Origin of the sequence: Kocuria sp. ICS0012 (assembly GCF_001665945.1) — a bacterium.
In the GTDB taxonomy this organism is placed as follows: Bacteria; Actinomycetota; Actinomycetes; order Actinomycetales; family Micrococcaceae; genus Kocuria; species Kocuria marina.
In genome coordinates, this window is sequence record NZ_LZMM01000066.1 from 1 (window position 1) to 24,800 (window position 24,800).

Sequence of the window (24,800 nt, forward strand, 5' to 3'; positions counted from 1 at the left end):
GCGCGTCTCGACGCCGTGGCCGCGACCACGGACGGCTTCGATCTCGCGGAAGTCGATCTGAGCCTGCTCCCGGAGGGATGCTGCTGCCGGCGACGGGAGGGGCGGTCCGCTGGTGCTGGCGGGCCGCCCCTCTGATGTTCAGGTACTCAGCGTCCGGGCCAGGCCCATCAGCTTGTCGGGGCGGTATCCGCTCCAGTGGTCCACCACGGCGCCGTGGTCGTCCTCGATCACGGTCACCGGGGCGCGTTGGTGGCCAAGGTTCTTCACGTAGTCCAGGGACGCCGGGACGGTGGCCAGGCTGACCGGCGCGTAGGGGATGCGCTTACGGTCCATCGCTTGGGCTGCGGCGGTGCAATCGGTGCAGTGGGGGGCGGTGTAGAGGGTCACGGTAGCCATCGGGGGCCTCCTGCTCGGTGCTGGGGGGGGAAAGCGCCAGGGAAGGGCGGGGGCCCTCCCCCGGCACGGGGTCGGCTGGTCAGCTGGTGGGCTCGGTGTCCTCGTCGGCCTCGATGGGGTCCAGGGCTTCGGTGAGGGTGTGCGTAGCGCGCAGGACGTTTGCGGCGGTGGCCTTGATGGTCTCGGGGTCGGTCTTGCTCCACCCGGCGACGTAGCCCACGGAGTAGGCGGCGGTGTCCAGGCCGAAAATTCCAGCGACGATGTAGGCCACGGACTCGGCCTCGGTCTCCTTGATGCCACGGTGGGCGATGTATTCGGCGTGGTCCTCATCGGCGTGCAGGAGGACGTGGGCGGCCTCGTGGATCGCGGTCTTGGCGGCCTGGGCGTCGGAGACGTTGGCCTCCACGACGACGCGGCGGGTGCCGTCGGTGGTGGTGTAGCCGTTGGTCTCCCCCGGGATGGGCTCGCGGGTGACGGTCCAGCCGATGCCCTCCAGGTAGGCGGCGGTGCGGTCGTACAGGTCAGCGTCGTCGGAGCCCTCCAGGCGGCGGGCCGGGTGAGCCGGGGCCGCCACGCCTTCAATGGGGTCGGTCTGGGAAATGTCGAACACGGAGAGGATCGGAAAAATGGTGATCTTCTTCTCCTCGTCCTCTCCGGTCTGCTCGTTCTTCTCGGTGACCTTCTTGGAGCTGTAGCCAAAAATCTTGATGGACTTCTCGCCCTTGCGCACCTGGCGGCCCTTGGCCTGCCACTGACGGAAGCCAGCGACCTGGGTCGCGTGCGGGCACTGGGCGGTGATCAGCAGGACGTTGTTGATGCTGAAATTGTGGAAGCTGGCGGCGTAGTCCAGGAACTTCTGCCACTCCCCCGAGGTCGCCAGAGCCTCGACCTGGTTGGTCAGCTTCTCGTGCAGGGCCTTTGCCTCGGCCTGGCGCTGTTCGGCGGTCTTGCGGGTCTTGGTCTTGGTGGTCATTATTTTTCCCTTTCCTTGGTGGTCTTTCTTATAGTTCTATACTAGCCCCCCCGCGTAAATGTGGCAAGTCTTTTTCCTGGTTTTACTGGTATTTTGGTGGCGCGCGGCCGGTATTTATTTGGCTTTTAGGCGCGGGGCGCCCCGCGCCCCAGGGTGCGCGCTGGGGGCCCCTTTGGCGCCTTGGGACGGAGGTGTGCTGGGGGCCCCTTTGGCGCCTTGGGACGGGGGTGTGCTGGGCGGAGGCCCTGAGCCTTTTCGGAGGTCTCCACGCGCCGCCAGTAGCTCGATACGCGGCCCCGGCCAGGCACCTCATCCCGTCGCCTGTCCTTGGAAGAAAGAGCCCGGCCCACTGCCGCTGGCGCAGCCGGAGAACCGCAGGCCGGCGACCATGGGAAACGCTCCGCTGCTTTTTCGGTGGCGGCCGCGAATGGACGAAGGCCGACCCGTAGCTCTCGGGCCGGCCTTCGTCCAGATCTCTCGTTTGTGCCATCGTGCCTTTGTGGCACATAGGCACGTTGGCCCATAGGCATGGTGACACATAGGCATGGTGACACATAGGCATGGTGACACATAGGCATGGTGACACATAGGCATGGTCTTGCACGTTGCTCACTGGCTGCGTGGACGTCCTGGGCTGAGCACTCCGGGTCCGGTGAACTCCTCGACGCCGTACTTGGTGTGCAGGTCATCAAGGGAAGTGGTGAGCAGTCCGGTGATCCAGTCGGACCAGGAAATGCCGGGGCCGGCGTCGATGACGTAGGCCCTTTTCAGCTCGGTGAGCAGAGGTTTCGGCACCGTCACGCGGAGTCGGTCGCGCTGCTCGACGGCTGCTGTGGACTGCGGCGGCGTTTCAGGTTGGGGTGCAGGTTTAGGCGCCGGCGCGGGCGTCTCCTGCTCTGGTGCTGTGGGCGCGATAGGGTCCGCACCGCTGCGACGGCGCCGGGATGCTTTGGGGGCGTGCTGGGTCGGCATCAGTGAATCTCCTAGGCGGTGAGGGTCCGGTAGTGACGGTCATAGAGGTCTGCGATTGGCTTGGCGTCAGCTCCCATTTGGCTCAGGGACACTCCGGCTTGAATGGCCCGGCTGATAATGACGCGCTGCGGCACCGGAGGGTCCAGCATTAGGTCCCCGAATTGTTCGGCCAGGGATAGCCTCCAGTGCCGGTCTTCAATGACGTTGGATCGCCATTTATTGACCAGCACCGCCGAGAGCGTCACGGGCACGTGGTAATGCTGGCGGACCCGGGCCACGCTTTCCTCGATTTCCACGAGTGCATCAGCAGAGAAAAGGGTGGGCTCGGTAACGGCCAGGACTCGATCGGCGGCTGCCAACGCGGCCAGGGTGAGGGCTCCGATATTGGGAGGGCAGTCGATGAGCACGACGTCATAGCCGGCGGCGACCTCGCTGGCCTGAATGGCCTCGTGCAGCAGTTTCACCCTGGCGGGGGTGCGCGGATTCTGGGTGAGGTCCCGCTCGACGGCAGCAAGGTCCCGATCCACGGTGGGAGCCAGGTCTAGCCCGGACCATGCGGTGGGCACGATGACGTCGGCAAGTGGAACGGGCCCATCTTCGGTGAGTACGTCGGCGGTGATGGGCTGGCCTTCGGGTATCTCCTGGTCATAGAGAGTCCGGGTGAGGTTGCCCTGGGGGTCCAGGTCGATAGCAAGGACTCGGGCGCCGGCACGACTGCCGGCGTGGGCGAGGTTGGCGGTAGTCGTCGTCTTACCGACTCCGCCCTTCTGCTGAGCTACTGCGATGGTGAGCGGAGGAGCCACGCCAGAGCCACCTTTCCAGTTGTGCCTTTATGACCTATAGGCATGGTGCCTATGTACCCTTTCCCTCCCCACCTTATGTCATCGTGTCTTTATGGCATATAGGCACGGGGTGTTGGGTGTTCCACGGTTCGCACGCTGGAAGGAGGCTGTCCACGACGGCCGGGGTCAGAGGTGAGGTTGCGATGGAAGGGTGCTGGCCGTTGTGGACAGGCGGGGTGCTGGGTCCCGGTGTCCATCATGGGTGCGGGAAAAGCCGCGGAGCGATGGAGCTTTTGCCGTGCCCATGTGGGCACGGGGGTACGGACGGTATCCACGGTGGTGCGGTCGGTCATGGGTGTTCAGCTGACCGTGCGCAGCTCTGCCCAGTCGGTGGTGTAGCTAGGAGATAGGTCGGTCTGCCGGTTGCGCCAGGGGGCAGGGGAGTTGGTGCCGAGTCTCCCCAACGCAAGGGTGGCAGTGCCAAAGCGACGGTTTACAGCGTCGATCAACTCACCGAGGGGTGCTGGTTGTTCGATGACGCCGGGCAGGACGGGCACGGACCCCCCGGGGGCGAGGTCCATACAGAGGATGCCGGCGCGCATGTACTGCATCCCGTGCACCAGCTTGGGCGCCAGGGCCGCTCGGGCCGCGGCCACCAGGGGAGTGGGTTCGCTGGTGGGCACGGCCAGGCGCACGTGCGCGGAGACGCTGTGCTCGGGTCCGGGCCGGTGCGGGGAGGTGCTGGCGAACACCAGGAAGCGCCCGGTGACCTCGCCTTCCTTCCGCAGCCGGTGGGAGGCGCGTTGGGCGAACTCGGCCACCGCGGCTCCGACGATCTCCGGGTCGTGAATCGGGTCCAGGAACGACCGGGAGACCAGGATCTGCTGCTTGGTCGCCACCTCGTCCTCCACCGGGATGGCGGGGAAGCCATTGAGCTCCAGGACGGTGCGCATCTGCACCACGGAGAACTTGTCCGGGATGGCCACCGGGTCGGCATCACGCAGCTGGGCGATGGTCTCGATCCCAGACCTCGGTTAGCAGCGACCGAACTATGAGTCGGTTCCCGTACCCGCCCGGGATCTGGCCCTAAATCATGCCTCCATGCGCGGGCAGGATCTTCTGGACGGCCTCGGTGGCGATCTTCACCAGCCCCCAAACTACACAGAAAAATGTATACTTTGGATATGTCTCTTCTGGATCTTTCCCATCCCATCTCGGTCACCGAGGCCTCCCAGCGCGGTGTGGCCGGCCTGATCAAAGACGCCGAGGCAGGGGAGGAGGTCATGGTCTCCCGCCACGGCAAAACCGTGGCCGCCGTTGTGAGCGCCCGCCAATTGGAGCAGCTGCGCACCCTGGAGGGAGACCTGCGCGATGCGGCCCTAGTCATCGTGCGTGCTGCCACCGACAGCGGAGTGCGCGGCTCCCTGGATGAGGCACTGACCGCCTTCGGCCTAGACCGGGCCCAGCTGGAGACAGAACTGGACGCCGACCTGGCCGCCGGCAGACCGTGAGCACACCCGGGCCCTCCACCCCGGATGCTCCACGGGCGGTCGTCCGACTCACAGAAGACGCCATCGCCGACCTGCACCGGCTGCACCGCAAGGACCCCCAGATCGTGCGCTGGGCCTTCAAGAAAATGCTCCTGCTGGAGCGCTCCGTCGAGGCCGGCGAACCACTACTGGGAGACCTCATCGGCTTCCGCAAACTAGTGGTCGGCGACCGCGACTGGCGCATCGTGTGGCGAACGACCACTGACACCGTCGGGGCCACCGTGATCGATGTCGCCGAGGTCTGGGCCGCCGGCGCCCGATCCGATGATGAGGTCTACCAGGAGATGACCGCCCGTGTCGCCGCCCTGGGCACCTCACCCCAGGCAACCGCTCTCACCACGGTGCTGAAGTCCATGGGCCGCCTCTTCGCGGACCTCGAGGCCACCCCCGAACCTGTCCCGGTGGAACCCGTCCCGGACTGGCTCGCCCGCCGCCTCATCACCCAGGTCGGACTGAGCGCCCAAGAAGTCGCCGCGATGACCCCCGAAGACGCCATGGCCCGGCTCGAGGCGTACTGGTCCACCCCGCGGTGACTCCTCCGGTGCGCCCCAGCGCAAAATGCAAACCGAAACATCAACCGGGTCCGGCAAGGGTGTGTGGGGGACCGTCGGGCACTGGCCGACCGGGAGGTGACCATGCCAGGCCTCCACATGAGGAAGGCCTGTGAAGATCCGACCTCTCTCAGCGATCCGTAACCACCGGACCAAATGCCGTCGACACCACCGGATCATCGATGACCGGGGCAACGACCACGACGGCCACCGGCCGATCAACACTCCTGCATCTTCTTGGACCGGCGAGGCACACAAAAGTAATGGGGAGTAGGAGACAGTTGTGCATGGCGCGACTTGACACACTGATCGGGGAGGTTCCATGGCTCAGCAACACATTCTGCCGCCGGCTCTCGAGATAGACCGGGCACAACAGGTGGCCTCCGTGGTGCACAGCGCAGCCATGGAAGGACTTCACGTCACCACAGCGACCCGGGCGGAGCTGGATCGTTTCGCCGCAGATGGGCTCGAGATCGAGGAGCTGGTTCGGCGCACCCGCGCCCGCTACAGCCTTGAGTGATGCCCCCAACCCATACCGTGACCCGTATCTGGACCCACACACCGGAATCCTGGCCAACCTGTTCGGCGCCTGCACCACGACAGAGCTCACCGCCGCCGGCTGGTGGCTGGACTGGACCCAGCTCACCGGGGCGATCAACGACGCCGCCTCCCGGTCCGCACCCGAGGACCATGACGTTACTGCCCTGCAGGAGATGTTCGCCCCCGCACCACACCGCCGTTGACCGCGCCCCTGACCGACCCACCTAACGGTTGCGAAAACACCAGCGGCACTGGGGCAACCGTCCCGGCCTTCGCCTTGTCAGTAGACGATGTAGCCGGGGAACCGTGCTGACCACCGGGAGTCGCCAGCGACTCGAGTGACTTCGTAAGAGACGGCGGTCAAGTGTGTGAAGCGCAGTCCGTGGATTTCTCCAACACGGGCCCCAACTTCAGTGACGTGCAGTTCTCGCCCACCCAGCGCAGCACCGTGGAACGATCCGTCCTTGACTGTCTCCCAGTAGTCGGAGGCGGTCGTGAAAGACCAGTACCCGGAGCCAGTGGGATGATCCTCCAGGTAGTCCAGGGGCACCCAGAGAGTGAGGCCGCGGTGCTCGGGGAGGAGCCGATCCCGGAAGTCGGGGTCTGGTTCTCCAGGCAGGACGCCTTCGGGCCACTGGTAGGCGGGTTCACTCGTCACGGGGGCATCCTCTTCATCGGCAGGTCCGGGGGGCACTTCCACACTAGGGGCGGGGGCGGGGTACACCGCGGGGGCGGAACCAATACCTGTTGCTTGGAGAACTTCACCCTCCTCGACGGGGCTGCCAGCGGGGGTGATGGGTTCGCTTTTCAACCAGGCCATCACGGTGCGTGTAGTACGCCCTACGGCCTCGGCTATGGCCCGGTAGGTCGCCCCCGCCGCCCGCAACTGCACCGCTAGAGTCCGCAGCTGCCCCACACGGCGGGTGCGGGCCTGACGGGCCTGGGCGGCGTTGTCTGCCGCCGCACGCGCCTTGGCCTCGGTCCTGGCCTTCCCGCCGCGGCGGCCCATCCGCGCTAGATACTCGTGTGCAGCATCGGAACCACTGGTAGAGGTGGGGCGTCCCTTGCCGGCGTTGACCTGACGGACGGCCGAGCGCGCCAGACAGGCGACCTCGCTATCGGTCAGAGGGTGGGGCAGCTGGGCGTTGAGCGCCCTGGCGTGGGCGATCGAGGCGGCCTCCGTCGGGGTCTGGTGGCGGGCCTGCCGCTGGTCCCACAGCCACCGGCGGGTGGCGCGGAAGATAGCGGTGTTGCGCCCCACCTCCGTGGCGGTGTCCACTACCGGGACCCGCGGGATGCCGGCTCGCCCCAGCAAGGCCGTGCCCGGGTCCCAGGCTGACGCGGCGGGTCCATCAATAGCCTCGTCGTGGAACGGGTCAATGTACTCGGCCATGTGCGCCTTGAGATCCCCCAAAGACCACGGGCTAGCTCTGCGACCCCACCACACACGCCCGGCCGGGAACTCAGCAGCCGGGTTGCGCACCAAATAACGGGTGAAGCACGGGTCCCCATCGACTAGCCGGTCCAGGGCCCGCTGCACCGCCTCCGCGTAGCGGATCGGCCACGGCCGAGCGCCCTCGCCCCGGTAGACCGGTTCGATGGCCCACCCGGCCTGAGCATGACCAGTGGCCGGGTTCTCGATGATCCACGTCGGTTCCGGCACCGCCGGGTGCATCAGGTTCAACAACGCGGCCTCGTCATCGACGTCCACGACGAGGAAGTTCAACCAATCGGCCGGGTTGAGCTGGATGAACGCGAAGTCACCAGCAGGCCGCCCACGGTTCGGGAACGCCTGCGACTTGGTTTGACCGCACCGGAAGTACTCGATCCGGTGGTGCTCAAGGAACCGGCGGGCCGGGGTCTCGGGGCAAAAAAGAACAACATCCATCAAGGCAGGGTCCACTTGTGGACGCGCCTCAGGTACACTAGGAGACATAACAGTCCCCTGATATTGGATTCATGACAGGTTCCGATTCAGTTAGCTGTTGAAACGGCTGTCGCGAGTTTGGCGACCTGAGACAGCCAAATGACTTCGACGGCCCGCCCTGCCAGGCGGGTCGTCAGTCGTTTAAGCGGAATTAGCCAGCGGTAGGCGCGGCTCCTCCCTATTGTCAAGCTTGTTGGGTCGTCCCGCATCGCGGTCGATCAAGGCGCCGATGTACTCGGCCATGCTGAGTCCCGTTCGACGAGACGCTTCGACGGCCGCACGATGCTGCTCAGGAGACACGCGCGTAGACAACGCCACTTTGTGTCCTTGCAGCTTCGGCTGCTGGTACTCAGTCATGAAGCCATCGTCGCATACTGCAACCGCAACCGGTAGCAGTATGGGGCGTGTCTCCATAATTTTCTTGCCCCCTTGTTTCTGAAACTTGAGGCAGTAAAGACGCAGTGAAGGCTCCCGCCTAGGTGTATCGCATCAATCATACAGTCTTTTGAACATGTTCAACGTGAACATGTTCAAGTTCCAGGTAGCCTTGGGGGCATGTTTTGGCTAGGGGGAGCTGTTTCCCGTTCCGACTCAGATGTGCTGGCTGAACTGCCGGACCATCTCACTTGGGAGGGTCTTCATTTGGAGGTGCAGCGTCGGCACGGCAAGCCCGTCCACATCGAGCCTGCCCCTACGGGGTTGGGCCAGGACGTCACGGGGCTGTGGTTGGAGAAGGCTGAGCGATCCTGGATTTTCCATGCTGCCGGCGAAAGCGAGCTGCTGCGCCGGCACGTGATCCTGCACGAGTACGGACACATCCTCCTCATGCACGGTGGCTGCGAACTGACGCTGGGGAACGCCTTCACCCACATCGGGGGTTCTCGGCGGATCAAGACCCTTCTCGGGCGTTCCTCGACCTGGACGGCCCAGGAAATCGAGGCAGAGAACGCCGCCACGAGGTTGGCCGCCCGCCTGACCCAACAAGTGAACCCTCTGCTCGAGACTTTCTGATGAGCCTCGGAGCGCTATTGAGTCTGCTCAAGGCCGTGGCGTGCATCTTCGCCGCCGTGGCAGTGGTCGTTCGTCTGCCACGAGTAGCGCAGCGACGCCGAGTGGACTTCGTCTGGGTGGGCACGGCATTGGCAGCGCTGGCCTTCTCAGCCAACGGGGTCATGGTTCCCGAACGAACCGTGGATGCGTGGATGGGCGGGGAGAATATCTTCCACCTGATACGCAACCTGCTCGCACTCAGCGCCGTATGGTGCCTGCGTGCGGCCCTCGTCCAATCCCTGCAGCGCAGGCACTGGAGCCGGGCGCGGACTTTGCGGGAGGCCACCATAGGTAGCGCCTTACTGCTGGGACTGACGGCAGCGTTCTTCTCGATCAACCGGGGCCCGACCTCGGCAGCGTTCATTCCGGACCACCTTGCCCAAGTCGGCACCCTGGTCTACACGCTGCTCATCATGGTGATGGGAGCCTGGAACGCCGCCCATGTTGCCCGTGTCGCCTTCCGGGAACTCACCTTGCGCCAGCCGGGGCACGACCGCCTGCTGTGGCCGAGCCTGCTCGGCCTGGGCGTGGGAGGTTCTCTGCTCGTGCTCGGTTGCACCCTCGAGGCCGGCTACGCAGTCCTCGGGTATTCAGCCACGTGGGATGCTGTAGCTGTGGCCCTGAGGGTCTCGTTTGGCCTGGTCTTCCTACCCGGGGCCGTGCTGGTGTGCTTGGCCGTGGCGTGGCTGGGTCTCTACGCCCAAGGCCGGCGACTGAAGATGGGTCTGCGCTTGGACATCTTGAGGATCGCCCCGGTGTGGACCCAACTCGGCGCGAACCGGTGGAGCCCTGGTGGGCGCCCTCCCGGCTGGTGCAGCGCTCTGTCGGCTGATCCCCAGAAGGTTCTCTACAGCGCCCTCATTGCCGTCGAAGACGCCCTGCGGGCAGAGAACGTGGGCCTGTCGGAAAAGCAACGGTGTGCTCTTCAGGCCGCCGAGAGGAGATTTGAACTCACATCATGAGTACCTCGATTGTCGTCCCCCGCTGGGAGAGAACCGCCACGGAGGCCTTCCAGCCTCCGGTGTTGCTGGCGGCACTGCTTATCGCGCTGCCCTGGGGGGCGAACCCCACGGCGGCCTCGCTGTGGTGGGGAATCAGCGCGGCCCTGATCGTGTGCGGAGTTCCGCTGGCCGTGGTTCTCATGCTGGTGCGCCGAGAGATCCTCACCGACCACCATGTGAGCGTGAAGGAGCACCGCCGCCCGGTGATGGCCGGAGTACTGGTGCTGGTCCTCAGCTACCTCACGGCGGCGATCCTGCTGCAGGGACCGATCGAGATCGTGGCGCTGCTCGTGGCCACGTTCCTGGCCGGGCTGGTGATCGCTGTGGTGAGCCCGTGGTGGAAGATCTCCGGGCACGGCATGATGATGGGCGGAACTATTGTTGCCCTGACAACATCTTGGGGTGTGGTCGGGCTGCTGTTCGTTCCGGTGGGCCTGGCGGTGTGCTGGAGCCGTATCCGGCTCCAGGATCACACCAGGCCACAGGTGATCTCAGGCTTTATCTACGGGCTGGCTTTCCTGGGCAGCATCTACGCCTGGATCGTGACATGAGGAGCGGAAAAGTGGCAGACGAGGACCGCCGGCGCTCAGCCGAGACTTTGGCCGACAAGATCAACCTGCTGCTGGACACCCTGCGCACCGAAGCCAGCGAAACATACGACTTCACCACGATCCAGCAAGGCCTCAAAGACCGCGGCGTGGCGATCTCCCGTACGAAATGGCACTACCTGAAAACAGCCGACATCCGGGTGCGCCCCGACGAGAAACTGCTCCGGGCACTGGGGGAAGTGTTTGGCGTGGACCCCCGATACCTCGTTCAGGAGGACGGCCCGCTGCCGCAGCAGGTCGAGCAGGAGCTGACCACGGTCCGGGCCCTTCGACGAGCCGAGGTCCGCAATTTTGCCGCCCGAGCCCTTGGGCAGATCGACCCCGAAGGCCTTCAGGCGATTCTCGAGGTCATCGAGAAGGACCAGCGCGAGCGGTAGAACGTGCCGTACAGCATTTGAGCCCTAGCCGGACTGCCCGTAGGATCCATGTTGAACATGTTCAACATAGTTTCGAAAGGGTGCTCGGCATGGCAAAACATCAATGAGGGTTGATGCGCGTCTCCCCATCCGTACCCCGGGCATCCGCCAGGACATACTGCGTGAGAGCCAACAGCAACCTCTCGAGCCGGGCGTGGTTCGCGTAGTACAACATTGGCCGACCACGGCTGTGCTGCGCCTCCGCCTTCACGGCATCCATAGCCTCTAGCTCGGTCAATTGAGCACCGAGAGTCTGGGCCGGGAGTCCCGTTCGCGCCACCAGCTCCGCACGTAGCGCCGGACCCTGCCTGAGGGCATTGATGATCGACAGCCGGACGGTATTGCCGAACACCTTGGCGGCTTCGGCAACAAGATCAGGCTGACCTGCGGGGCGAACTACGGACGGCACGGAATTCATTGTGTCGCACCCACAACATCTCCCAAGCATCTGACATCGCGCTCCAGACCCGAGGTCCATACCGCAACAAGTCGAACTTGTTTTGACTGCTTTACACAGAAGAAACGTGCTACAACTCTTATATCTGTATAAGACATTCAAAACGATTCGCTTTGGGACGGGAGGTGACTCATGGAGGAAGACGAGTCCAAGGATTCCTCCGTCCTGGTTTTCGCTGCTTTGGCGCTGGTCGGGGTGGTGGCTGTCGGCGTGCCCGTGGTGGGTGTCGCCGGCCTCGCGCTGGTGTCGGACATGCAGGCATCGGCCGGCGGGTGCACCCCTGCCACGGTTGTCTCCGGTGAGGACTCCGCCGATGCGGTGATCAACGTTCCCAACGGCTGGGGACCGCTCGTGGAAGAAGCCGCCAAGACGGCAGGACTGCCGGTGAGCGTGGCGGCAGCCCAGCTCAAGCAGGAATCCAACTGGGACCCCCAGGCCGGTAGCTCCGCCGGGGCCCAGGGCATCGCCCAGTTCATGCCCGAGACTTGGGCCGCCTATGGGGAGGGCGGGGACGTGACCGATCCCGAGGACGCGATCCCTGCCTATGGGCGCTACATGGCAGCGCTGCGCAACGAGGTGAAGCCCTTGGCCAGCGATGACGCCGACCAGCTGGTGCGCCTGACGCTGGCCGCCTACAACGCCGGCCCCGGTGCGGTGGCCCAGCACAAAGGCGTGCCGCCGTTCGCGGAAACCGAGCGCTACGTGGCCACGATCCTCGACGGCGGTCAGATCGAATTTTCCCCCGGGTGTGAGCCCCCTACCGGGGGCAAGGCCTGGGACGGGGACCTGGGGGAGGGGGAATGGACCGCACCGCTGCCCGGGGGCAAGTTCACCTCCGGCTACGGGCGGCGCAACTTGCCCGGTGTGCCCGCGTGGGCGCAGAACCACATGGGCCTGGACTTCGCCACCCCCGGTGCCGGCTCCGGTGCCGGAGGGCCGGTGATCGCCCCGACCGATCTGCGGATCACCGGGTTCAACGATGCGGACGGGTGCGTGATTGCCAAGGAGGACGGGGACGATCCCGATTTCGGGTTCGCCTTCTGCCACCTGAACTCCTGGGGCGTGAAGAAGGGCCAGAAGCTCACCCGCGGCGACGTGATCGGTGTGGAGGGCAACCGGGGCCAGTTCGGCATGTCCACCCACCTGCACATCGAGATCTACAAGCCCAATGCCCCCGACGTCGTTTTTCCCTATCAGGGCTTCAACATCGACCCCGAGCCGATCCTGCGCGAGAAAGGAGCGTGGCCGCAATGAGCCGCCGCCCCCATCTGATCACTGCCCTGGCCCTGTGCGCCGTACCCCTGGCGGCATGCTCGACCAGCCCGGCCCAAGAGACGTCCACCTCCTCCAGTGCAGCGGCCCCGGCCCGCTCGGCCCCGGCCGCCTGGCCGACGACCCACAGCTTCCCTACCCCGGAGGTGCCCGGGGATGGGACGTTCCCGGCCGTTGAGGACGTGGACCGCACCGACGTGGACTCCACCACCCGGGCGGCCGCGATCCTGCTGCACTCCTGGGACACCGTTGTGGACCGCACCGAGACGGCGGCTGCGATCCGCACCAAGCCGCTCATGTCCGATGAGTGGGCGGGCCACCAGGTGGAGCCGGAGCGCAACGCCTCCCAGGGGGCGTGGCTGGAGCCTGCCTCGCACGGGGCCTACAGCCGTGCCCAGGCGGTGCCGGCGATCGGGGACACGACCCGCGACGTCGGGCAGGACAAGGCGATCCGGGCGTACAAGGTGACCTGGCGGTGGGCCAGCCGCGACGGGGAACCGGCCGAGGGCACCGGCACCCGGCACGTGATGATCTACCTGGAACGTCACTCCGGGGCCTGGGAGGTCGTGGGCCACCAGTCGCACGAGCTGCCCGCCGGGGAGGCCGCCTCGTGAGCCCGGCCGTGCACACCTGGCCGGTGATCACCCTGACCTTCGGGGCGGAGCAGATCGTGGCCGAGGCCAACGGGGAGGTGCTGACCTACCCGGTGCTCGACGCTGCCACCGCGCACGAGGTCGCCGCTGATGCGGCTACTGAGGCGTGCCGACGACTCGGGTTGAAGGCGTGCCGGGTGCAGGGCCACACCGAGGACGGGTCCATGTTCGAGATGGTCGTGGACGCCGAGCTGGGCACCCTGGAGGAGTACGAGCCTCCGGCTGGTCCCGGGGCAGCTGACCGCAGCGCAGCACGGCGGGGCGGGAGCGCCGCCACCACGCGCAAGGCGGGTGCCCGGTCCGGAAACCAGCGTCGTCGTGCCCTGGCGATCTGGGGCAGCGTCGGGGTTCTGGGATTGACGGCCGGGGCCTCGGTGGCGATGAACCTGACCGAGGGCGAGGGGGAGCCGGTGGCGGTGGTGCGCACCCCGCCCCCAGCGCAGCTGCCGGTGCCGGCCCCGGCCGGGTGGGACACCTACGGCGCGTGGGCCACGCCCATGTCCGGGTCCCAGGTGCAGGCGGTCCTGGACTGGGAGGGCCGGCCGGTCAGTGTGGACGGCGCCAAGCTCATCGGCCATGACCCGGACACGGGGGTGGAGCAGTGGAGCCGTACCGCGCCGTTCACCGTGACCCAGCTGGGGCTGTTCACCGTGGACGGGCAGACCCGCCTGGCCGCCGCCACGGGCAAAGAGCTGGTGCTGTTCACCCCGGACTCTCCCGAGCCGATCCGGGTTCAGGTGCCGCAGGAGGCCACCGTGGTCCTGGACGGGGGCACCGTACCCCGGCTGGACCTTCCCAATCAGAAGTCCCTGCTGGTGGGTGCGGACGGGTCCGCCGCCTCCCGGGTGGTGCCGGCGGCCGCCAAACCGCTGGAGGCCCAGGGGGCGGACCTGATCGCCGCTGATGCCAAGGCGGGGAAGGTGTGGCGGGTTGGCACCGATTCGGCGGCCCTGCCCAAGCCTGCGAGACTGCCGGCCCCGGCCAAGGGTGCGGAGCTGACCGGCATCCTCGGCAGCGTGGAGGGCCGGGTGGTGGCCGCGTGGAAGGACGGGAAGCAGACCCTCGTCGGGTTCTATGACGTGGACGAGTCCACCGAGGCGACCGCGGTGAAGCAGGTCGCGGTGCGCGAACTCGACGGGAACCAGATCACCACCTCCACCGTGCAGACCGATCGGGTGCACGGGCTGCTGCTGGCCTCAATGGTGCTGGTCGATGTGGACGCCACCACCGCCCACCTCCTGGAGGGCCAAGCCACGCTGGCCGCCGGCTACGCCTGGGTCACCGATGACGGGCAGCAGTCCCAGGTCACCCCTGACGGGGCGACCGAGGCCACCACCCTGGCTGACCAGGCGGCGGTGCCTGACGTCATCACGGACAACGGAATGGCGATGACTCGGGTGGCCGGGTCCACCGATGGCTCCCTCTATGCCCTGGTGGAGACCGGCCCCACCCCCACAGCCAGCCCCACTGCCAGCACTTCACCGACTGCGAGCCCTACCCCCACTGCTAAGGAGACCCCCTGATGAGAATGACTGCGACGATCGACTCCACCGGTGCTGTGGAGCTGGACACCGCCGGGCAGATCACCCGTGAGAACCACTCCACCGTGGGCGATGCCCGCCGCTCGGTGATGGCCACGGCCAAGGCTCTGGCGGAGCAGACCAATCAGGACATGCAGCTGCACATCGAGGACCCCGCCGGGTCCCGCACCTTCCTGGTCGGCGCCGATGGCACCTCCCGGCAGGAGAGTGCGGCACCGGCCACCGTCCAGGTCCCGGCTGAGTCGGTGGCTACGGCAGAGCGGGCGGCTGCCCCGGTCGAGTCCCCTGAGCCTGAGCCGGTGCCTGCTGCGGCTGAGGAGGACCTGGCGGTGGCCCTGGCGGCACCGGCCCCCGTCGAGTCCCTGGCCCCGGTGGCTGCGGCGGTGGAGGAGGATCAGGCGGTGGCCCCGGTGGCGGCGACGTCCACGGCCCCTAATCCGTTCCTCGGCGGCCGTCCCTCGACGGCCCGCCCTGTGGCGGCCGAGCCTGCGGCTGCTGGTAGCCGGCGGGAGTCGTTGCCCTCGTTCGTGGACCGTCCCGAGGTGGACGCCCCGGCCCAGCACGGGTGGCGCGGGGCCTTGAACCAGTTGGGCCTGAGCTTGGCGCCCTCGGCCGCGGAGCTGAGCCAGCGGAAGGACGAGGCCGCGGTCTCGGCGCACTGGCCGGGCCCGCGCACGATCGCGGTTCTGAACCCCAAGGGCGGGGCCGGCAAGACCCCCACGGTGATCTGCCTATCGGCGGTCTTCGCCCGCCTGTCCGGGGGTGGGGTGCTGGCTTGGGACAACAACAACTCCCTGGGGTCGCTGGGTTGGCGCACCTTCGACGCCGGCCATGAGTCGACCGTGGTCGATCTGCTGGGGCGCACTGAGCACTTCATGACCTCTGACGCCCGGGCCGGTGACCTTTTGGGTTACGTCCACCACCAGCCGGCGGACCGGTACGACGTGCTGCGCTCCGATGACCGTTCCGGGGATCAGGAGCGGCACATGGTCACCGGAGAGGAGGTGGACCGGCTGCACGCGGTGGCCGCGAAGTATTACCGGGCGATCGTGATGGATTCGGGCAACACCGAACGCGGAGCGAACTGGCAGGCGATGATCGGCCACGCCGATCAGGTCGTGATCCCGGTGAAGTCGGTCGATGACGCCGCCGAGGGCGCCTCCCGGGTCCTGGCCGCTTTGCACGCCGGGGATGCCCATGCCCAGGAGCTGGCGCGCAACGCGGTGGTGGTGGTGCTGTGCTGCGAGCCTGGCCATCAGAAGACCAAGGCCAAGGAACTCGCGGAGGAGTTCGCCCCCTACGTGCGGGCGGTGCCCACGATCCCTTATGACCGGGCGCTGGTGGAGGGGCGGGTGCGGTTTTCCGCGATGACCCCGGCCACCCGCCGGGCCTGGCTGCGGGCCGGGGCGGCAGTGCGGGAGGGCCTGTGATCGTGGACAGTCCCCGTAACCCCTTCGTGGCCGCCCCTGAGGTGGTGGAGGAGGAGGACCCGATGGAGGAGGACCTGATCCTCGGTTCCCGGGACTCCATCCGCGGCCCGCAGAACCTCCAGCAGACCTTGGCTAAAGAACCGATCCCCGAGGAGAAACCGGCGGCCCCGGTGGAGGTCTCTAAGGCCACGCTGTGGCTGGTCGGGGCTTCCGGTGGGGTGGGCACCTCCACCTTGGCGGGGCTGTGCTCCGAGCAGGTCGTGGACGCGGCGGTGCAGGAACCGGAATGGGCGTCACGGGCGCTGCTGGTGTGCTCCACCAGCGCGTCCTCCCTGGAGGCCGCCGCCCAGCTGGCGCGGGCCTCGGCCACGGGGCAGCTGCCCTATGAGCTGGTCGGGTTGGTCATCGTCCACGACCGGCCCAAGAACCGGATCACCAAACCCACTCTGAGCTTCGCCCGCAGTGTGGCGCGCATGTTCCCGGTGGCCATGACCGTCCCCTATGAACCGTCGTGGCGCGAGGCCGGCGTCACCCCCTCTCCTTCCAGCACCCGGCTCAAGACCGTTCTGCGGAAGATCCACAAAATCGCCCAGACCGGGCACTGAGAAAGGAACCCCCCAATGCTGACCAACACCCTCAACGCCGTGATGATCCCGGCTATCAACGCCACCCCCACCCAGCCCCCGGGCATGGAGAACGTGACCATGATCCTCGGCTGGATTCTCTGGGCCGCCGGGCTGGTGCTGTTCGTCTACTTCATCTTCGGGCTCGTCACCGCCGGGCGGAACCGCCGCCGAGGGGACGAGGTCGAGGCCCCGGTGTGGCCGCTGGTCGCGGCCGCTCTGCTGGGGGCGGCCGGTGCGATCTGGAACATGATCACCGGCGGCTGAGCCGGCCCCCGTTCCTCACCCGGCACCGCAACGACAGGGAGACCCCCCGATGGACACCAACAACAACGAAACTCGGACCCGCCCCCGCTGGTTCGGCCCGGCCCTGATCGCCCTGGTACTGCTGCTGGTCGCGGTGGCCGGGGTGACCATCCGCAATCTCACCGCCCCCGATGAGGTGCAGGCCCCCACGACTCCTGCTGCCACGACCGCCCCCACCCAGGGAGAAGCAGAGGCAGCTGCCCCTGCCTCGGGGGAGGACTTCGCCTGGGATTGCCAGGCGCAGCTGAGCACCGACACCTCCTCGGTGGCCGATGAGGCCCCGGAGGTGCAGGACTGGGTGGCCGCCGGCTACAGCGTGGTGCCTTCCTCCCCGGAGTTCGGCGGATGTGAGCGACGGGACTCGGGGCTGCGGGTGGGCTACGCCCATTCGGAGGCCGGTGCGCTGATGGCGGCCGCGACCTACGCGATGGCCTTGGACCCCTCGGTGAGTGAGGAAGCGGCCAAGGACTCGGAGGTGGCGATCGCAGAAGGCCCCAACCGAGACCGGTTGGAGGAAAAGGCTCAGCGCATCCGCGACGGACTGGAGGAGGCCAAGGGAGGTTTGGCCGCATCCTCGGCCACGCTGATCGGCTACTCCCAGGACCACTACACCGACGAGGCGGCGTCCTATCAGCTGATTTACGACCTGCCCTCGGAGAGCGGCCTGACGCAGACGATCGCCGGTCAGGTTGACCTGGTGTGGGAGGACGGGGACTGGAAGCTGGACCCGGCCTCGGGCACCTCGATGATCACCGGGGACCAGCACCAGGGCCAGCCCTACGTGGAGTGGGGGCCAAAGTCATGATGGATTGGGTCGGAGACCTCGCCGGCGGTATCGCCGGAGACACGGTGGAGAAGCTGATCCTGTTCATGGCCGGGTGGCTGGTGGAAATCTTCACCACCATGCTCGATTTCGTGGGCACCTGGTGGCTGAACATCGGCGCCCCCGAGATGGGCGCGGGCTCGGCCACGGAGCGGGTGCAGATGGCCACCACGACGTTCGTCGGGGTCGCCGGCATCATCGGCACGGCTTTCGCCGTGCTGCGGATCGCTCGGGACCACAACCGGGAGTCGGCCGAGAACCTGGTGATGGGTTTGATCCGCACCGTGGTGGTCTCCGGCCTGGCGGTCTCGATGGTGTCCCTGTCGCTGGCGGTCACCGATGAGGTGGCCCCGTGGCTGGTGGACACCATCGCCGGCAACGCGGCCCGGGACGGACTGGGACAGTCGATGGACCTGGATGCTGTGGCCGGGTCCAAGATGGCACTGACCACGGCGGGAATCCTGATCGTGTTGGCCCCTTTCGCCATCCTCGGGTCGATCCTCAACGCGGCCCTGGTGATCTTCTCCTACGGGGTGGCCGGAGCCCTGTGCGGGCTGCTGCCGATCTTCGCTGCGGCCTCGACCACGGAGCGGGGACGCAAGTCGTTCGACAAAGCGGTGGGCTGGCTGATCGCGGTGATCCTGTTCAAGCCGGTCGCGGCCGTGCTCTACGGCTTCGGCCTGGCGCTGATGAACGGCATCCGGGGTACCGGCGACGGTGAGGTGGCCAACCATGTGATCACTCTGCTCACCGGGACCGTGATCATCTTCATGGCCTGCCTGTCGATGCCCGCCCTGGCCCGGGTCATGGTCCCGGCCGTCAGCGCCGGGCCCCGCGGTATGGGTGCTGGTGGCCTGGCGATGCTCGGTGGTGCGGTGGCTATTGGCGCGGTGACTGCTGGTGTCGGCGCCTTGGCCGCCGGGGCTGCTGCCGGAGCCGGGGCCGCTGGCGCTGGTGCCGGTGGGGCTGCCGGAGCCGCTGGGACTGGCGCTGCGGGTGCTGGAGCTGGCGGTGGCGCTGCCGGAGCCGCTGGGGCTGGCGCCGGCGGAGCTGGTGCCGCCGGCACGGGTGCTGCCGGTGCTGGAGCTGGCGGCGCCTCGGGTGGGGGTGCCGGTGCTTCCGGGGCCAGCGCCACGGGTGCTGGTGCTGGGGGCGGTGCCTCCAGTACGGCCGGAGCCCCGGGACCGGCTGGTGCTGGTGGGTCTGCCCCGGCCGGCGGACCGGCAGGGGCCGAGAACGTGGAGAGCACCACGGCCGGTGCAGCTGCCACGTCCGCGCCGGGGACCACGACTGGTGGGGCCTCGGGTGCGGAGAACGTCCAAAGTCCCAGCACGAGTGCTGCCCCGGCCAGTGCCGCCGGCACCGGCACCGGTGGGGCTTCGGGTGCGGAGCAGGTGCAGACCTCGAGCTCGTCCCCGGCAGCGGCCGGTGGGGCGTCCGAGGTGTCTGGGCCGGCCGGTGCCGAGCCGGTGGCTGCGACCAATGGCGCGGGGCCGGCCGGGCACCCGGGCGGGGAAGGATCCTCGGCCACCGGCGCCAAGAATCCGTTGATCAACGGCCAACGACTTGAGTTCGGGCTGCGGGAAGCCGTCCGGGACGCTGAACACTCCATCGAAAGTGGTGAGGACCTGTGAGTAGCAACCAGGTGATCGTGCGGCAGTACGGCAACATCGCTGAGGACAAAACGGCCGGGCTGTTGGGGTTCTCGATGGCCTCCACCGTGGTGCTCGGCGTGGGGTCGGTGCTCGTCTTCCTGTTCATCATGGCCTCCCAGATTTGGGTGGCCGCCGGCATCGCCGTGGCGGCTTTCATCGTGGCCACCGTGCTCGGCTCCAAGGACCGCCACGGCCGGTCCAAGCCCGAACGCTGGATCGCCCGATCCATGTTCTCCCGGGCGGAGAAGAAGCACCGCACCACGTACAAGGCCGGGCCGGCCTCGCAGCTCCCGGATGGGTCGTTCCGGGCCCCGGGCGTGCTGGCGGCCACCGAGCCGGTGACCTTCACCGACCTGTTTGGGCATCAGGGCGTGATGCTGTGGCACCCGAAGTTGAAGACGGGAACCGTGTTCGTCATCGCCAACTCCTCGGGGTTGGGGCTGCTGGATCAGGACCGGGTGGACCGGATGGTGGGCACCTGGGCGGCGTTCCAGCGTGACGCCGGATCCAACACCGAGCTGGTGCAGGTCTCGGTCACCACCCAGTCCACCACGGACCCGGGGGAGCGGCTGCCGGATGCGGTGGCGGTGGGACGGGCCCAGGCCGGGTCCCAGTCGGTGCCGGCTTTCGCACGCGCGACGATGGATGAGGTGGTGGCCAACCTCAACCAGGACGTGCCCAAGCTGGAGCAGTGGATCGCCCTCACCTTCAGCGCCAAGGCCAATGAGGGGGAGGGGGTGCCTGAGCGCACCGCCGAGGAGCTGGCCACGGACGTGTCCTCCCTGCTGAGCGGATTCTTGGAGCAGCTGGAGCAGGCCGGGGCGGGGTCGGTGTCGCTGATGCAGGAGAGCGACCTGATCGACCAGACCTATGTGGCCTATAACCCCCTGGCGGCTGCAGCGGTGGAGAAGGCCCGTCTCTCGGAGGCTGGCACCGGTTTGCGCTGGGAGGAAGTCGGGCCTTCGGCGGCCCGCGTAATCGGTTCCCCGGGCCGGTATGAGCACGGTGGGGTGGTGTCGAAGTCCTGGCAGATGTGGCGTCCCCCGGCCGGCACCTTCCGGGAGAACGCGCTGGTGGCCCTGCTGGCCCCGGACTCGGAGATGCTGCAGAAGCGGGTGACGGTGTTCTACCGGCCCCAGTCCCCGGACAAGTCCGCCACCCAGGTGCAGCAGTCGCTGACCAACGCGCAGTTCGCGGCGAATCAGAAGAACCGCCGCCCGACCAGCTCCCAGATCATCGCCCTGGAGAAGGCCCGGAAAGCTGAGCGGGAGCAGGCCGAGGGGGCGTCCCTGGTGCGGTTCTCGATCGTGGTCACCGCCACCGTGGAGGCCCCGGAGCAGCTGCCGCGGGTGGCGGCCACGCTGCGGCGCAACGCCTCCCAGGGGGTGCAGCTGGGCCTACGGGAGTGCGACTACAACGACGACGCCGCGTTCGCGTTCAACCTCGGCCTGGGCGTGGTCCCGGATGCCGTGGCCACCATTCCGGCTGATGTGCGAAAGGCGCTGTGATGTCTGTCTTCGACCAGCTCACCGATGCGATCCTCAACAAGCTCTTCGGCCGCTCCACCGCCGCCGGCACCGGGGCGTTCCGGGAGCTCACGGAGAAGGGCGTAGACGTCGCCCACGGCGGGATGAACTCCTGGGTGGAGGCACCCCCGGAGTTCACCGCGACCTCCAACCAGACCGCGGGGCTGTGGCCCTTCGCGGTGGGCACCTCCTCCCCGCTGGTCGGGGCGGTGCTGGGACGCAATCAGCTCAACGGCTCGGTGGTCTGCGGGGACCCGATCAACCTGTTCCTGCGCGGCATCATCTCCTCCCCCTCCTGCTTCATCCTCGGACTCCAGGCGAGGGGAAAGTCCTCGGTGGCCGTGCGCATGGCCCTGGCCCTGGTGGACCAGGGATTCCTGTTCGTGGGCGCCAGTGATGTGAAGCCCGACCTGGCCGGACTTACCGTGGAGGTGGGCGGTCAGGTCATCCGGGTCGCCCCCGGGGTCGGGTCGATCAACCCCCTGGACGCCGGGCCGTTGTGGCGCCGGCTGGGCGAGCTGCCCGAGGCGTTGCAACGGCAGATGCGCGCGGAAATCCACAGCCGCCGCCTCAACGCCCTCACCGGGCTGCTGGAACTGGTGTTCAAGGCCCCGTTGGATGCCCGTCAGCAGGAGCCCACGGTGCTGTCGATGGCGATCACCGAGGCCGCCGAGCACGCCGAGAGCCAGGGCCGGCAGCCGATCATCGCCGACGTGGTGGACGTGATCACCGCCGCGCGGCCGGCGATCATGGCCGCGATCCTCGTCGATGACCAGGCGGCCTATCGGGGGCAGGTGCGCAACCTACTGGCCGGGCTCAACGCCTTGGGCGCACACGGCCCGTTCGGGGACGTGTTCTGCCGGCCGACCAGTGAGGAAATGCAGATTGACCAGTCGGTGGACTTCGATCTGTCGGCCATTGACGAGACGCTGCTGGACCTGCGGGCCGCGGTGCAGATCGTGTGCTGGTCCTACGCCCAGGCCGGGATCTCCGCGGCCAAGACGCTGGCCGAGGCCGGGCTAATGGAAGAACGCCACCACCTGATGATCATGGACGAGCTGTGGCAGGCCCTGCGCGCCTCGGAGCTGCTGGTCCACCAGATCGACGGCATCACCCGCCTGAACCGCACCAAGGGCCTGGGGCAGCTGCTGATCACCCACTCCATGAAAGACCTCCAACTCTCCACCGAGGAGCTGACGAAGATCGCCACCGGGTTCATGGAACGGTCCTCCATGAAAGTCCTCGGTGGGCTGGCGCAGAACGAGATGGGGATGCTGGAGACCGTCTTCCCGCTCTCCGAGCAGGAGAAGGCGCTGCTGGTGGCCTGGTCGGCCGAGGGCTCGGTCAACCCCAAAACCGGGCGCACCTCGCCCCCGCCGGGGCGGGGCCGGTTCATGCTCAAGACCGGAGAGGCCCCGGGCGTGCCCTTCCAGACCAACCTCATCGCCGGGGAAATGCGGGTCCACGACACCAATGCCGCCTGGGCGGCCGCCCAGGCCCGGGTGAACGCATGAACACCAACGACCAGAACAAGAGCTTCATCGGCGTGCTGATCCTGTTCACGGCCGTGATGGGTGCGGTGGGCCTGACCCATCTGGGGAACGTGCTGACGCCGGTGACCGGGGAGCTGCCCTGGAACCCCTTTACCTTGGGCATTCAGCTGGCCACCGGGGCGGTGGACTGGCCTACGGCTGCGACCTTCCTGGTCGGCCTGGAGGTGGTGAGCGGTGTGGCCGCGCTGATGATCTGGGGCACCCGCACCCCGTCCAAAACTCAGAAGGCCGCCCGACGGATGAGCCCCCCGGGGCGGATCACCCCGGCCATGGGCCCCGCCCGCGCAGCGGAGGCCCACCGGCTTCACCCGGAGGTCCAGGACATCGGACCGGGGCTGACGATCGGGCTGGCGGGGAAGAACCCGGTCTATCAGGGCTGGCGGGAGTGCTCGGCCCATGTGTGGGGCACCGGACGCGGCAAGACCACCTCCCAGGTCATCCGCCACGCCACCGAAGCCCCCGGGGCCTTTCTGATGACCTCGAACAAGGTCGACGGGGTGGCCGAGGTGCTGGCCGCCCGGACCACGACGGGCAGCACCGTGTGGCTGTTCGACCCGCAACGCATCTGGCGCGACAGCACCCGTCCCGCCATGATTTTCGACCTGCTGGCCACCGTCACCGATACGGTCTCGGCCGGGGAGGTCGCCTCAATCTTCGAGACGGCCTCAGCCGGGGCGGCCGCCGGTGGGAAGGGTGATCCCCAGTTCGACTCCCAAGGCCGCGACTACCTCTCCTGGTGCCTGCTGGCGGCCGCCAAAAGCGGCAAAACGCTCTCCGACGTGCTGGGGTGGGTGTCCTCGGCAAACTTCCTGGAACCGGCTGAGGACCTGGAGCAGGCCGGCCACACCGGCCCGGCCTCGGCGTTGCAGGGCATGGGGCGTCAGCCCGAGGACACCCGCGGGTCGGTGGCCGCCAGTGCCCAGCGCATGTCCTCCGCGTTGGTCCACGACGAGCTGCTGGCCTGGACCACCCCCACCCCCGGGGTACCGGTGTTCGACCCGCACCGCTTCGTCACCAGCAAGGACACCCTGATCCTGCTCACCCAGGACGCCGCCGGCTCCGGGGCCGCCTTCGTCTCCACCCTGGTCTATGCCGTAGTCACCGCCGCCCAGCAGGCCGCCCGGCGTGCTGGGGGACGGCTTCCCGTGCCGCTGGTGGCTGACCTCGATGAGGTGGGCAACGTGGTCAAGCTCAAGCAGCTGCCCGAGTGGTACTCCTTCTTCGGGTCCATGGGCATCGTCGTCTCCGCCTACTTCCAGACCCGTGGCCAAGGCGTGGACATGCTGCAACGGACCGGGTGGGACACCCTCTGGTCGGCGGCCGCGGTGAAGGTCTACGGCGGCGGCTCCGATGACACCGAATTCCTGGAGTCGCTGCGCAAGCTCATCGGCACCTACGACGCGAAAGTGCGCAGCACCTCCACCTCCCGGGGCGTGGCCTCCCGGTCGGTGCAGACACAGCAGCGCGACATCATGCCCGTGTCCAAGCTCTCCGAGCTCCCCGTGGGGCACGCCTGGGTGAAGACCTCCACCGGGGGCGGCACGATCGTGCGCACCGTGCGGTGGTTCGAGGACAAGGACCTGACAGCCCGCATCACCCCGGTGTTGGAGCGGATCACGGAAGGACAGCGTTCATGAGTGAAGCAATTGAGCAGGACACCGAGACGGTGGACGACCCGACGCAAGAGGAGTTCGTCACCTGGGTCGAGGGCCTGGTCTCGCGGCTGGAGTCCGTGGACCGGTCGGCCAATATGCACTGGTGCTCCCAGTGGTGGGCCCACACCGAGGCGGTGGAGCGGCTGAGCGCTTTGCACGCTCAGTGGTTGGTGGCGAAGGAGGAAAACAGCATGTCTACCTGGTGGGTGAGTCACTTCGATGCCCACGCCAAGGTGCTGTTCGCCATGGGGGGCCCCTTCGGGCAGTGCGGCACCAAGCACGTCGAGAAGGGCGTACGCCGCACGCTGGCCTGCGAACAACCTCCCGCCGACTGGACGTGGTGAGCACATAGACCAGGGGCGCAAGCGCTATCCCTTCCCAGTAGGCGCTTGTGCCCCATCCCGAGGGACAGGCACTCGTGCGCTGTCCCACAGTGGCCGGGGTCCCTCCTTCCCAGGGGCCCCGGCCACTGCCATGCCCGGACAAGGGTTGCCGCACATTTCCTCGACCCTGGCGGGCCTCCAGAACGTTTGCCCTACC

The 24,800-nt window shown here is 67.5% G+C and carries 28 protein-coding genes; 20 read left to right on the forward strand and 8 right to left on the reverse strand.

Going from position 1 to position 24,800, the window contains the following annotated elements:
• Positions 1-138 precede the first annotated feature (138 nt).
• From A5728_RS10610 to A5728_RS10630, 5 genes are all read right to left on the reverse strand, one after another.
• Entirely contained in the window at positions 139-396 is a 258-nt protein-coding gene (locus tag A5728_RS10610) for a glutaredoxin domain-containing protein (protein ID WP_047802774.1), read from the reverse strand.
• Positions 397-475: 79 nt separating this feature from the next.
• On the reverse strand, positions 476-1,369 hold the full coding sequence (locus tag A5728_RS10615; RefSeq protein WP_064847007.1) for an ArdC-like ssDNA-binding domain-containing protein: 894 nt from the start codon (positions 1,367-1,369) through the stop codon (positions 476-478).
• Positions 1,370-1,978: 609 nt separating this feature from the next.
• Positions 1,979-2,341, reverse strand: coding sequence for a hypothetical protein (locus A5728_RS14260; protein ID WP_156523446.1), 363 nt, complete (start codon positions 2,339-2,341; stop codon positions 1,979-1,981).
• An 11-nt stretch (positions 2,342-2,352) separates the two neighbouring features.
• A complete protein-coding gene (locus A5728_RS10625) occupies positions 2,353-3,144 on the reverse strand; it encodes a ParA family protein (protein ID WP_082943411.1) in 792 nt (263 codons plus the stop codon).
• A 338-nt stretch (positions 3,145-3,482) separates the two neighbouring features.
• Entirely contained in the window at positions 3,483-4,109 is a 627-nt protein-coding gene (locus A5728_RS10630) for a DUF4113 domain-containing protein (RefSeq protein WP_064847008.1), read from the reverse strand.
• A 198-nt stretch (positions 4,110-4,307) separates the two neighbouring features.
• Here A5728_RS10630 and A5728_RS10635 point away from each other — a divergent pair, with 198 nt between their 5' ends.
• The 4 genes from A5728_RS10635 (at position 4,308) to A5728_RS10650 (ending at position 5,967) form a co-directional block, all read left to right on the forward strand.
• Complete coding sequence (locus A5728_RS10635) at positions 4,308-4,634, forward strand: type II toxin-antitoxin system Phd/YefM family antitoxin (RefSeq protein WP_019311248.1); 327 nt, start codon at positions 4,308-4,310, stop codon at positions 4,632-4,634.
• Entirely contained in the window at positions 4,631-5,206 is a 576-nt protein-coding gene (locus A5728_RS10640) for a hypothetical protein (RefSeq protein WP_019311249.1), read from the forward strand. Before A5728_RS10635 ends, A5728_RS10640 begins: the two co-directional genes overlap by 4 nt.
• A gap of 340 nt (positions 5,207-5,546) precedes the next feature.
• Complete coding sequence (locus A5728_RS10645) at positions 5,547-5,744, forward strand: antitoxin VbhA family protein (RefSeq protein ID WP_035964347.1); 198 nt, start codon at positions 5,547-5,549, stop codon at positions 5,742-5,744.
• Complete coding sequence (locus tag A5728_RS10650) at positions 5,737-5,967, forward strand: hypothetical protein (RefSeq protein ID WP_064847009.1); 231 nt, start codon at positions 5,737-5,739, stop codon at positions 5,965-5,967. Before A5728_RS10645 ends, A5728_RS10650 begins: the two co-directional genes overlap by 8 nt.
• 77 nt (positions 5,968-6,044) lie before the next feature.
• On the opposite strand, the gene A5728_RS10655 is transcribed toward A5728_RS10650, so the two are convergent.
• A complete protein-coding gene (locus A5728_RS10655) occupies positions 6,045-7,652 on the reverse strand; it encodes a replication initiation protein (protein WP_231885620.1) in 1,608 nt (535 codons plus the stop codon).
• Between the two features lie 180 nt (positions 7,653-7,832).
• The gene (locus A5728_RS13730; protein ID WP_231885621.1) at positions 7,833-8,048 is read right to left on the reverse strand and encodes a hypothetical protein; all 216 of its coding nucleotides are present in this window, start codon (positions 8,046-8,048) and stop codon (positions 7,833-7,835) included.
• 240 nt (positions 8,049-8,288) lie between these two features.
• On the opposite strand from A5728_RS13730, the gene A5728_RS10660 reads away from it, so the two are divergent.
• The 4 genes from A5728_RS10660 to A5728_RS14845 are packed head-to-tail and all read left to right on the forward strand — an operon-like array spanning position 8,289 to position 10,727.
• Complete coding sequence (locus tag A5728_RS10660; RefSeq protein WP_064847011.1) at positions 8,289-8,702, forward strand: hypothetical protein; 414 nt, start codon at positions 8,289-8,291, stop codon at positions 8,700-8,702.
• The gene (locus A5728_RS10665; protein WP_156523447.1) at positions 8,702-9,703 is read left to right on the forward strand and encodes a hypothetical protein; all 1,002 of its coding nucleotides are present in this window, start codon (positions 8,702-8,704) and stop codon (positions 9,701-9,703) included. Before A5728_RS10660 ends, A5728_RS10665 begins: the two co-directional genes overlap by 1 nt.
• On the forward strand, positions 9,700-10,293 hold the full coding sequence (locus tag A5728_RS10670) for a hypothetical protein (protein WP_064847014.1): 594 nt from the start codon (positions 9,700-9,702) through the stop codon (positions 10,291-10,293). Before A5728_RS10665 ends, A5728_RS10670 begins: the two co-directional genes overlap by 4 nt.
• 11 nt (positions 10,294-10,304) lie before the next feature.
• On the forward strand, positions 10,305-10,727 hold the full coding sequence (locus A5728_RS14845; RefSeq protein WP_064847015.1) for a hypothetical protein: 423 nt from the start codon (positions 10,305-10,307) through the stop codon (positions 10,725-10,727).
• Between the two features lie 100 nt (positions 10,728-10,827).
• Here the strand turns inward: A5728_RS14845 and A5728_RS10680 are convergent, their stop codons facing one another.
• On the reverse strand, positions 10,828-11,184 hold the full coding sequence (locus A5728_RS10680) for a helix-turn-helix transcriptional regulator (protein ID WP_197493165.1): 357 nt from the start codon (positions 11,182-11,184) through the stop codon (positions 10,828-10,830).
• Between the two features lie 171 nt (positions 11,185-11,355).
• Between A5728_RS10680 and A5728_RS10685 the strand changes: the two genes are divergently transcribed.
• The 12 genes from A5728_RS10685 to A5728_RS10740 are packed head-to-tail and all read left to right on the forward strand — an operon-like array spanning position 11,356 to position 24,604.
• Positions 11,356-12,477 carry a transglycosylase SLT domain-containing protein gene (locus A5728_RS10685; protein ID WP_064847017.1) on the forward strand — a complete coding sequence of 374 codons (1,122 nt, stop codon included), beginning with the start codon at positions 11,356-11,358 and terminating at the stop codon, positions 12,475-12,477.
• Positions 12,474-13,109: a hypothetical protein gene (locus A5728_RS10690; RefSeq protein WP_064847018.1), complete on the forward strand. Its 636-nt coding sequence runs from the start codon at positions 12,474-12,476 to the stop codon at positions 13,107-13,109. Before A5728_RS10685 ends, A5728_RS10690 begins: the two co-directional genes overlap by 4 nt.
• A complete protein-coding gene (locus A5728_RS10695; RefSeq protein WP_064847019.1) occupies positions 13,106-14,671 on the forward strand; it encodes a hypothetical protein in 1,566 nt (521 codons plus the stop codon). Before A5728_RS10690 ends, A5728_RS10695 begins: the two co-directional genes overlap by 4 nt.
• Complete coding sequence (locus A5728_RS14265) at positions 14,671-16,119, forward strand: AAA family ATPase (RefSeq protein ID WP_156523448.1); 1,449 nt, start codon at positions 14,671-14,673, stop codon at positions 16,117-16,119. Before A5728_RS10695 ends, A5728_RS14265 begins: the two co-directional genes overlap by 1 nt.
• A complete protein-coding gene (locus A5728_RS10705; protein WP_064847029.1) occupies positions 16,116-16,724 on the forward strand; it encodes a DUF6668 family protein in 609 nt (202 codons plus the stop codon). Before A5728_RS14265 ends, A5728_RS10705 begins: the two co-directional genes overlap by 4 nt.
• A 15-nt stretch (positions 16,725-16,739) precedes the next feature.
• Positions 16,740-17,009 (forward strand): hypothetical protein, encoded by a 270-nt coding sequence (locus A5728_RS10710; protein WP_064847030.1) that lies wholly within the window; start codon positions 16,740-16,742, stop codon positions 17,007-17,009.
• A 49-nt stretch (positions 17,010-17,058) separates the two neighbouring features.
• A complete protein-coding gene (locus A5728_RS10715) occupies positions 17,059-17,853 on the forward strand; it encodes a hypothetical protein (RefSeq protein WP_064847031.1) in 795 nt (264 codons plus the stop codon).
• Complete coding sequence (locus A5728_RS15015) at positions 17,850-19,505, forward strand: hypothetical protein (protein WP_064847034.1); 1,656 nt, start codon at positions 17,850-17,852, stop codon at positions 19,503-19,505. The genes A5728_RS10715 and A5728_RS15015 overlap by 4 nt, the downstream gene beginning before the upstream one ends.
• Positions 19,502-21,034 carry an SCO6880 family protein gene (locus A5728_RS10725; RefSeq protein ID WP_064847035.1) on the forward strand — a complete coding sequence of 511 codons (1,533 nt, stop codon included), beginning with the start codon at positions 19,502-19,504 and terminating at the stop codon, positions 21,032-21,034. The genes A5728_RS15015 and A5728_RS10725 overlap by 4 nt, the downstream gene beginning before the upstream one ends.
• Positions 21,034-22,566: a hypothetical protein gene (locus A5728_RS10730; protein ID WP_064847039.1), complete on the forward strand. Its 1,533-nt coding sequence runs from the start codon at positions 21,034-21,036 to the stop codon at positions 22,564-22,566. The genes A5728_RS10725 and A5728_RS10730 overlap by 1 nt, the downstream gene beginning before the upstream one ends.
• Positions 22,563-24,242, forward strand: coding sequence for a type IV secretory system conjugative DNA transfer family protein (locus A5728_RS10735; RefSeq protein WP_064847046.1), 1,680 nt, complete (start codon positions 22,563-22,565; stop codon positions 24,240-24,242). The genes A5728_RS10730 and A5728_RS10735 overlap by 4 nt, the downstream gene beginning before the upstream one ends.
• The gene (locus tag A5728_RS10740; RefSeq protein WP_064847047.1) at positions 24,239-24,604 is read left to right on the forward strand and encodes a DUF4913 domain-containing protein; all 366 of its coding nucleotides are present in this window, start codon (positions 24,239-24,241) and stop codon (positions 24,602-24,604) included. The genes A5728_RS10735 and A5728_RS10740 overlap by 4 nt, the downstream gene beginning before the upstream one ends.
• The last annotated feature ends 196 nt before the right edge of the window (positions 24,605-24,800 follow it).